The organism is Microbacterium sp. NPDC056003 (genome assembly GCF_042274785.1).
Classification (GTDB): Bacteria; Actinomycetota; Actinomycetes; order Actinomycetales; family Microbacteriaceae; genus Microbacterium.
The window spans coordinates 452,987-461,228 of the sequence record NZ_JBHJXQ010000003.1 but is presented as its reverse complement, the minus strand read 5'-3'; the positions used below and the strand labels follow the sequence as shown (position 1 = coordinate 461,228).

The window sequence follows — 8,242 nt, the reverse complement described above, 5'->3', positions numbered from 1 at the left end:
ACGCCTTCCAGCGCGCGATCACCAACGCGCAGAGAACAGAGGAGCGGGGGGCGCGGGCGGGGGGGGCGGGCGGCGCCCCGGGGCCCCGGGGGGCCGGGGCCCGGCGCCGCGGGGGGGGGGGGGGCGCCCGCGCCCCGCGCCCCCCCACCCCCGCTGTCCGGATCGGGCGGCGCCGACGGCGCCGGGATAGGGTTTCAGCATGGCGACGACACCCCCCGGCTGGTACGACGACGGACACGGTGCGCTGCGCTGGTGGGACGGTGCGCAGTGGACGGAGCACGTCGCGGAGCCGGACCCCGAGACGGCCGACGGCGACGTCGCGCCGACCGAGGCCGAGATCGTCGCCGCCGCCGAAGCCGAGTCCGAGCGGGAGGCGGCGGAGGTCGATGCCGCGACGGCGCTGGGCTTCGGCATCCCGCCCGTCGGAGCCTCGCCCGAGTACCCGGCAGCTGCTACGCAGCAGACCCCGTACCCCGGCACGCATCCGGGGGTGGAGGCCAACGGCGGCGCGTTCACCGCGGCGACCGAGCCGCGCAAGTCGAACCTGTGGATCCTGTGGGTCGTGCTGGGCGTCGTGATGCTCGGGATCGTCATCGCCGCGGCCGTCGTGATCCCGCTCATCTTCCTCAGCCTCACCACGGGTTCGCAGCAGTCGGTCGCGCCGTCGGGGGCGGACGAAGAGGCCGCCGTCGCCGCGGTCGAGCTGTACGACGAGGCGTGGCAGACGGGAGACTGCGACGCCTACACCGAGGCGACGACTGAGGAGTTCCGTGCAGCCACGTCCTTCGCGGACTGCGCCGCCTTCACCGAGCGCGCGGCCGGATTCGCGGCCTCTCTCGAAGACTACGAGCTGACGGTGACGGGCATCGCGACCGGCGCCGATGCGATCCTGATCACGACGACCGAGACCTTCGACGCCCTGCTCGACGAGGCCGGCGAGCCTCTCGCCGAGCCGCAGGCCCAGCGGGCGCTGTACGAGTACACCGTCGTGCCGGTCGACGGAGGCTGGGCCATCGACGACCTCGACGACCTCGCCGACTGAGCGTGGCCGAGAGCTCCACCGCGCGCCCGAGAAGTGCGCGTTTCATCCTCACGTGCATCGGCATCGGGTTGCTCGCAGGCCTGCTGTCGGGGCTTTTCGGCGTCGGCGGCGGTACGGTCATCGTCCCGCTGCTGGTGCTCATTCTCGGCTTCGACCAGCGCCTCGCCGCCGGAACGTCGCTCGCCGCGATCGTGCCCACGGCCACCGTCGGCGTGATCTCCTACGCCATCCACGACTCGGTCGCCTGGATCCCGGCGCTCCTGCTCGCCGCCGGTGCCGTCGTCGGCGCGCAGATCGGCACCTGGCTGCTGCCGCGGCTGTCGCAGACCATCCTGCGCTGGGCGTTCGTCGGCTTCCTCGTGCTCGTGATCGTCAGTCTCTTCCTCGTCGTGCCCTCCCGCGAGGCGGAGCTCGCGCTGACGCTCCCCTCGGGCGCCGGGCTCGTCGCGTTGGGCGTCGTGACCGGCATCACGGCGGGCCTGATCGGCGTGGGCGGCGGCATCATCGTCGTGCCCGCGCTCATGATGCTCTTCGGCACGAGCGACCTCGCGGCGAAGGGCACGTCGCTGCTCATGATGATCCCGACGGCCGTCTCGGGCACGATCGGGAACGTGCGACGCCGCAACGTCGATCTGGTCGCCGCCGCGATCATCGGCGTCGCCGCGTGCACGACGACCGCGCTCGGCGCGTGGATCGCCACGGTGCTCGACCCGTTCACGGGCAACATCCTCTTCGCCGGCTTCCTGGTCGTGATCGCCGTGCAGATGGCGCTGCGGGCCATCCGGGGCCGGCGGACGTAGAGCCCGGCGAGTGCGCAGGGGCTGCTCGGTAGGATGTCCTGGTGCCAGTGAACCCCGAGATCGTCGGCCGGGAATTCCCCCCGACGGCCCCCTACCTCGTCGGTCGCGAGAAGGTGCGCGAGTTCGCCCGCGCCGTCTTCGCCACCGACCCCCAGCACACCGACCCCGCAGCCGCGCAGGCGCTGGGGTATCCCGACGTGGTGGCGCCGCCGACCTTCGCGATGGTCGTACAGGATCTCACGCTGCAACAGCTGCTCGCCGAGCCCGACTCGGGAATCGTGCTGCAGAACGTGCTGCACGCCGAGCAGCGCTTCCGCTATTCGCGGCACGTCGTCGCCGGCGACGAGCTGACTGCGCGCCTGACCGTCACCGGCATCCGCACGCTCGGCGGCAACGCCATGGTCACGAGCGATGCCGAGATCACGGATGCCGAGGGTGCGCACGTCGTCACGGCGACGTCCGTCCTGCTCGTGGGGGAGGGAGACCAGTGAGCGCCGCCCTGCAGGTCGCCGTGGGCGACGTCGTCGCCGAGCGCACCGTCCACCTGACCCGGGAGTCCCTCGTGCGCTATGCCGGGGCATCCGGCGATTTCAATCCCATCCACTACCGCGACGACATCGCCGCCTCGGTCGGGCTTCCCGGCGTGCTGGCCCACGGCATGCTGACGATGGGTCTCGCCGTCGATACGATCGTGCCCTGGCTCGGCGACGCCGGTCGCATCCTCGAGTACGGCGTCCGCTTCACACGCCCCGTCGTCGTCGACCCCGAGGCCGGTGCCGAGGTCACGATCGTCGCGAAGGCCGGTGCCGTCGACGACGACACCGCGCGCATCGACCTGACCGTGACGTCGGGCGGAACGACCGTGCTGGGCAAGGCGCAGGTGCGCGTCCGCACGGCATGACCGAGGTCACTCCCGTTCCGCTCTCCGCGCTGACGACGCTGCGCACCGGCGGCGCGCCGGCGCGGATGTTCGAGGCGTCCACGCCCCACGAGCTCGTCGGCGTGCTCCGCGACGTGTGGGCCGACGGCGAGCCGTGGTTCGTGCTGGGCGGCGGATCGAACCTGTTCGTCGGCGATGAGCCCTACGACGGCACCGTCGTGCGCATCCTCACGCAGGGCATCGAGCGACTGCCGTCGCCGCGACCGGGCTTCACGCGGCTGCGCGTGCAGGCCGGGCACGACTGGGACGCCCTCGTCGGACACGCGGTGGACGAGGGCCTCGCCGGCATCGAGGCGATGTCGGGCATCCCCGGCTCGGTCGGCGCGGCGCCGGTCCAGAACATCGGCGCGTACGGCCAGGAGATCGTGCAGACGCTCGTCGAGGTCGACCTGATCGACGAGGCCACCGGCGACGTGTCGACCGTGCCGGCGTCGGATCTCGGTCTCGGCTTCCGCACATCGGTGCTCAAGCACCACTACGGTTCCGTGCCGGAGCGGCGCGCCGTGATCCTGTCGGTGACGCTCGAGCTGGCGGAGGTCGGCCACGACGAGCGCCCTATCCCCGGTGAGCAGCTGCGCACCGCCCTCGGCCTCGGGCCCGGCGACGCGGTGTCGGTCGCCTGGGTGCGCGACCACGTCCTCACCACACGCGCTCGCAAGGGCATGGTTCTCGACGCCGACGACCCCGACACGTACAGCGCCGGGTCGTTCTTCCAGAACGCGATCGTGTCACCCTCGTTCGCACGCACCCTTCCGCCGGAGTGCCCGCGCTGGCCGGTCGCGCCCGACGTCGACGCCGTTGTCGTCATCCCGCTCGCGACGTACGACGGGTACGTGCCGCCGACCGAGACCGTGGAGTCCGACGTCAAGGTGAGCGCGGCCTGGCTCATCGAGCACAGCGGTCTGCGCAAGGGTTTCAAGCTGCCGCGCTCGCGCGCGGCGCTGTCGAGCAAGCACGCCCTCGCCCTGACCAATCGCGGAGGCGCGCGGGCGGCGGAGCTCGCCGAGCTCGCACGCTACATCCAGGGGCGTGTCCAGGCCGAGTTCGGGCTGCTGCTGCAGCCCGAGCCCGTGCTCGTCGGGGTCGAGCTCTAGCGGGGCTCCGCTCGCGTCCGCGCGACGTGCTCCGGCGGAGCACGTCGGGCGAGTTGCCGGTTCTGGTGGGCTCGACGGCCGCCTACCCACCGCGGGTGGCAACTCGTCGGGCGCAGGTCGCGCTTCAGGCGCGATTCAGGTCGGATGGGACACGATGGACCCATGCGCGTGCTGGTGGTCGACGACGAAGTGCGTCTGGCCGACGGCCTGCGTCGAGGTCTGGAGGCGGAGGGCTTCTCCGTCGACGTCGCGCACAACGGCGTGGACGGGCTGTGGCTCGCGCGCGAGAACGAGTACGCGGTGATCCTGCTCGACGTCATGCTGCCGGGCATGAGCGGCTACTCCGTGTGCCGTGCGCTACGTGATGAGGAGAACTGGACGCCGGTGATCATGCTCACCGCCAAGGACGGGGTGTGGGATCAGGTCGAGGGCCTCGACACCGGCGCCGACGACTACCTGACGAAGCCCTTCTCGTTCGCGGTGCTGCTGGCCCGGCTGCGCGCTCTCACTCGCCGCGGATCGACGCCCCGGCCCGTGGTCCTCACCGTCGGCGATCTCGCGCTCGATCCCGTGTCACGCGACGTGTCGCGCGACGGCACGCGCGTCGAGCTGACCAGCCGCGAGTTCGCGGTGCTCTCGTTCCTCATGCGCCGCGCCGGCGAGGTCGTCTCGAAGGCGCAGATCATCGAGGCGGTGTGGGACTTCTCGTTCGACGGCGACCCGAACATCGTCGAGGTCTACATCGGACATCTGCGGGCCAAGGTCGACCGCCCCTTCGGCCGCACCTCCATCCGCACCGTCCGCGGGGCCGGCTACCGGATCGACGCCGATGGCTGAGCCGCGGCGCCGGCTCGGCATCCGGGCGCGGATCACGTCGGTCGCCGTCGCGGTGGTCGCCGTCGCGCTCATCGCCGGCGCGGTCGGCTTCTGGCTGACCCTGCGCACGTCGCTGCTCGGTCAGCTCGAGCTCGCCGCGGCGCAGGATGCCACGGCGTGGGCCGAGCAGGTCGACGAGTCCGGGGTCGACTCCCTCCCCGACGTCGACGACGACCGGTTCTGGCAGGTGCTGGACCGCGACACGGGAGCGGTCGTGGCGGCCGGCGATGTCGCCGAAGACCTCGGACCGCTCGCCGATCGGCAGGGGGTGCTCCCGGGTGCGATCGACATCCCCGGCGCGGGCGTGTTCGTCGTCGCCGCCGACCGCGATGGCGGCGACTGGATCGTCGTCGCCGGGCGCAGCACCGCGGAGTCCGATGCGACGCTGGCGTCGGTGGCGGCGCTCCTCGCGGTGTCGGTGCCGATCATCGTGCTGGTCGTCGGGGGCACCACCTGGATCGCCGTGGGTCGCGCGCTCGCGCCCGTCGACCGCCTCCGCCGTCAGGTGGACGCCGTGACGGCGAGCGACCTCTCGCGCCGGGTCGACGACCCGCACACCACCGACGAGGTCGGCCGTCTCGCCCGGACCATGAACGGCATGCTCGCTCGGCTCGAGACCGCTCAGCACAGTCAGCGACGGTTCATCTCGGATGCCTCGCACGAGCTCAAGTCGCCCCTCGCGGTGCTGCGGCAGTATGCCGAGGTCGCCCTCGCCCACCCCGAACGCGTCTCGCCGCGACTGCTCGCCGACACGGTGCTCGGCGAGGGCGCGCGACTGGAGCGGCTGGTGCAGGGGATGCTGGTGCTCGCGAAGGCCGACGAGAATGCGCTCGTGCTCGACGCGGTCGAGGTCGACCTCGACGACGTGCTCTTCTCGGAGGCGCAGCGCGTGCGCGCCACCACCGCGGTCGAGGTCGACGGGTCGGGCATCCGTCCGGTCCGTGCGCGCGCCGACGCCGGGCTCGTGGCCCAGGCGGTCCGCAACCTCGTCGACAATGCCGTCCGCCACGCCTCGGGTCGCATCACGCTGTCGACGGCGCTGGCCGACGGGATGGCTGCGGTCGTGGTCGAGGACGACGGGCCCGGCGTGCCGCCGGCCGAGCGGGAGCGCGTGTGGGAGCGGTTCGTGCGACTCGACGAGGCGCGGTCGCGGGATGCCGGCGGAAGTGGCCTCGGGCTGGCGATAGTGGCGGAGATCGCGCGGGCGCACGGCGGGAGCGTGCGGCTCGACGACGCCGCCCTCGGCGGCGCGCGGTTCACGCTCAGCCTGCCGGCATGATCTTCGCCGGCTTCAGGCTGGCTTCAGCATCCACTCGCGAAGGTGGAGTCCTACCCAGGAGGACACCATGCGAAAGAGCGCCATCATCATCACGTCCGCGGCGGTCGTCGCCTCGCTGGCCGGCGGAGCAGCGGCATTCGCCGCGAGCACCGCGCCGCGGGCGACTCTCGCCACCACCAGTGCGGCGACTCCCGGCGCCACCCCCGACACCGACCCGCTCGGGGGCGCGACCCCGGGCAGCGGATCCGTCGGCGTGACATCGGGCGACCCGGCTGATCTCGACGCCGCCATCGCGGCCGCTCTCGAAGAGACCGGCCCCGGGACGGTCGTCGAGGCCGACATCGACGACGACCCGACCCACGCCTACGAGATCGACATCCGCCTCGACGCCGGCGGGTTCGTCGAGGTCAAGCTCGACGCTGACTTCGGCATCGTCTCCGTGATGTCCGACCACGGCTCCTCCGGCGACGGCTCCTCCGACCACGGCTCCTCGGACGACGGCTCCTCGGACGACGCGTCGGGCGACGCGTCGGGCGAGTCGACGGGCGACGACCAGCCGGTCACGGACGAGGCGGTCCGCACGAAGGCGGCCGACGCGGCACTCGCCGCAGTCGGCACCGGAACCGTCACCAGCGTCGAGTTCAGCGACGACGCCGACCACGAGTACGAGGTCGAGATCGACCTCGGCAACGGCGAGGACGCCGACGTCGAGCTCGACGCGGCCTTCGTCGTCGTGAAGGTCGACTGACTCTCCCCGGGGAGTCGGAACCGCCCACCGCCCCGATGCGGCGGGCGGTTCCCTCTTGCGGGCGCTCACTCGCGGGCGGCGAGTTGCCGGTTGTGGTGGGGACAACTGCTGCAGACCCGCCACCAGTGGCAACTCGTCGGGTTACGGCGCGGAACCGCCCCGGGCAGCGGGGTGCCTCGGCCTACGAGGCGAAGAGCTGCTGCAGGCGCTGGACGCCCTCGAGCAGGGCATCGTCGCCGAGGGCGTACGACAGCCGGAGATAGCCGCTCGGGCCGAACGCTTCGCCCGGGACGACCGCGACCTCGGCTTCTTCGAGGATCAGATCTGCGAGCTCGAGCGTCGTCGTCGGAGTCTTGCCCCGCCATTCACGGCCGAGCAGCCCGCGCACGTCGGGGTATACGTAGAACGCGCCGAGCGGGTTCGGCACCGTGACGCCCTGGATCTTCGACAGCTCGGCGACGATCAGGCGACGCCGGCGGTCGAACGCGAGACGCATCTGCTCCGCCTCGTCCTGCGGCCCAGACAGCGCCGCGAGCGCCGCGCGCTGCGCGATGTTGTTGACGTTGCTGCACAGGTGCGACTGAAGGTTCGCCGCGACCTTGATGGCGTCCTTCGGCCCGACCATCCAGCCGAGACGCCAGCCGGTCATGGCGTAGGTCTTGGCCACGCCGTTCACGAGGATCGTCTGGGCCGCGGCATCCGGAACCGCCTCCACGATCGAGACGGCGCGCACGCCTTCGTAGACGAGGTTCTGGTAGATCTCGTCGGTGATGATCCAGATGCCGTTCTCGACGGCCCACTCGCCGATCGCCCGGGTCTCTTCGGGCGTGTAGACCGAGCCGGTCGGGTTCGAGGGCGACACGAAGACGAGCGCCGTCGTCCTGTCGGTGCGCGCAGCCTCGAGCTGGTCGACCGTGACCTTGTAGTCCTGCTCCGCGGGCGCGAAGACCTCGACGGGGACGCCGTCGGCGAGGGCGATCGCCTCGGGGTAGGTCGTCCAGTAGGGAGCGGGCAGCAGCACCTCGTCACCGGGGTTCACGACGGCTTGGAAGGCCTGATACACGGCCTGCTTGCCGCCGTTCGTGACGATGATCTGCGACGGGTCGACCTCGAGACCCGAATCGCGCAGCGTCTTGGCCGCGATCGCCTCGCGCAGCACGGGAAGGCCGACGGCGGGCGTGTAGCGGTAGTTCGCGGGGTCGTGCAGCGCCGCGGCGGCGGCGTCGACGATGAACTGCGGCGTGGCGAAGTCCGGTTCGCCCGCCGCGTACGAGATCACGGGGCGGCCGGCGGCCTGCAGTGCTTTCGCCTTCGCGTCGACCTTGAGGGTCGCGGACTCGGCGATGGCGGAGAGCTTGCGGGAGAGCGGGGCGCGGTCTGTCACGCCTACGAGCGTAGTGCGAGCCGGCGTTCTGCACTGTCCGGAATCGGTGGGCCGCCCGACAGTCCGTGGACCGCACGAC

The 8,242-nt window shown here is 72.0% G+C and carries 9 protein-coding genes; 8 read left to right on the top strand and 1 reads right to left on the bottom strand.

What is annotated here, in order from left to right:
- The first annotated feature begins 199 nt into the window (after nt 1-199).
- The 8 genes from ACFC1W_RS14500 (at nt 200) to ACFC1W_RS14465 (ending at nt 6,779) form a co-directional block, all read left to right on the top strand.
- Complete coding sequence (locus tag ACFC1W_RS14500; RefSeq protein WP_375993874.1) at nt 200-1,042, top strand: DUF2510 domain-containing protein; 843 nt, start codon at nt 200-202, stop codon at nt 1,040-1,042.
- Nucleotides 1,039-1,842, top strand: a complete 804-nt coding sequence (locus ACFC1W_RS14495) for a sulfite exporter TauE/SafE family protein (RefSeq protein ID WP_375994014.1) — start codon at nt 1,039-1,041, stop codon at nt 1,840-1,842. Before ACFC1W_RS14500 ends, ACFC1W_RS14495 begins: the two co-directional genes overlap by 4 nt.
- A 41-nt stretch (nt 1,843-1,883) precedes the next feature.
- Nucleotides 1,884-2,333, top strand: a complete 450-nt coding sequence (locus ACFC1W_RS14490) for a MaoC family dehydratase N-terminal domain-containing protein (RefSeq protein ID WP_375993872.1) — start codon at nt 1,884-1,886, stop codon at nt 2,331-2,333.
- Nucleotides 2,330-2,743, top strand: a complete 414-nt coding sequence (locus tag ACFC1W_RS14485; RefSeq protein WP_375993869.1) for a MaoC/PaaZ C-terminal domain-containing protein — start codon at nt 2,330-2,332, stop codon at nt 2,741-2,743. Before ACFC1W_RS14490 ends, ACFC1W_RS14485 begins: the two co-directional genes overlap by 4 nt.
- Entirely contained in the window at nt 2,740-3,876 is a 1,137-nt protein-coding gene (locus ACFC1W_RS14480) for a UDP-N-acetylmuramate dehydrogenase (protein WP_375993867.1), read from the top strand. Before ACFC1W_RS14485 ends, ACFC1W_RS14480 begins: the two co-directional genes overlap by 4 nt.
- A gap of 162 nt (nt 3,877-4,038) precedes the next feature.
- Nucleotides 4,039-4,713, top strand: coding sequence for a response regulator transcription factor (locus ACFC1W_RS14475; RefSeq protein WP_375993865.1), 675 nt, complete (start codon nt 4,039-4,041; stop codon nt 4,711-4,713).
- Nucleotides 4,706-6,031: an ATP-binding protein gene (locus ACFC1W_RS14470; protein ID WP_375993863.1), complete on the top strand. Its 1,326-nt coding sequence runs from the start codon at nt 4,706-4,708 to the stop codon at nt 6,029-6,031. Before ACFC1W_RS14475 ends, ACFC1W_RS14470 begins: the two co-directional genes overlap by 8 nt.
- Before the next feature lie 67 nt (nt 6,032-6,098).
- On the top strand, nt 6,099-6,779 hold the full coding sequence (locus tag ACFC1W_RS14465; protein ID WP_375993860.1) for a PepSY domain-containing protein: 681 nt from the start codon (nt 6,099-6,101) through the stop codon (nt 6,777-6,779).
- Between the two features lie 181 nt (nt 6,780-6,960).
- On the opposite strand, the gene ACFC1W_RS14460 is transcribed toward ACFC1W_RS14465, so the two are convergent.
- The gene (locus tag ACFC1W_RS14460) at nt 6,961-8,163 is read right to left on the bottom strand and encodes a pyridoxal phosphate-dependent aminotransferase (protein WP_375993858.1); all 1,203 of its coding nucleotides are present in this window, start codon (nt 8,161-8,163) and stop codon (nt 6,961-6,963) included.
- Nucleotides 8,164-8,242: the final 79 nt, after the last annotated feature.

What these genes read in the sequence shown, in the direction of transcription:
- ACFC1W_RS14500 (WP_375993874.1), top strand. Translation starts at nt 200, where the DNA reads ATGGCGACGACACCCCCCGGCTGGTACGACGACGGACACGGTGCGCTG.
- ACFC1W_RS14480 (WP_375993867.1), top strand. Translation starts at nt 2,740, where the DNA reads ATGACCGAGGTCACTCCCGTTCCGCTCTCCGCGCTGACGACGCTGCGC.
- ACFC1W_RS14475 (WP_375993865.1), top strand. Translation starts at nt 4,039, where the DNA reads ATGCGCGTGCTGGTGGTCGACGACGAAGTGCGTCTGGCCGACGGCCTG.
- ACFC1W_RS14470 (WP_375993863.1), top strand. Translation starts at nt 4,706, where the DNA reads ATGGCTGAGCCGCGGCGCCGGCTCGGCATCCGGGCGCGGATCACGTCG.
- ACFC1W_RS14465 (WP_375993860.1), top strand. Translation starts at nt 6,099, where the DNA reads ATGCGAAAGAGCGCCATCATCATCACGTCCGCGGCGGTCGTCGCCTCG.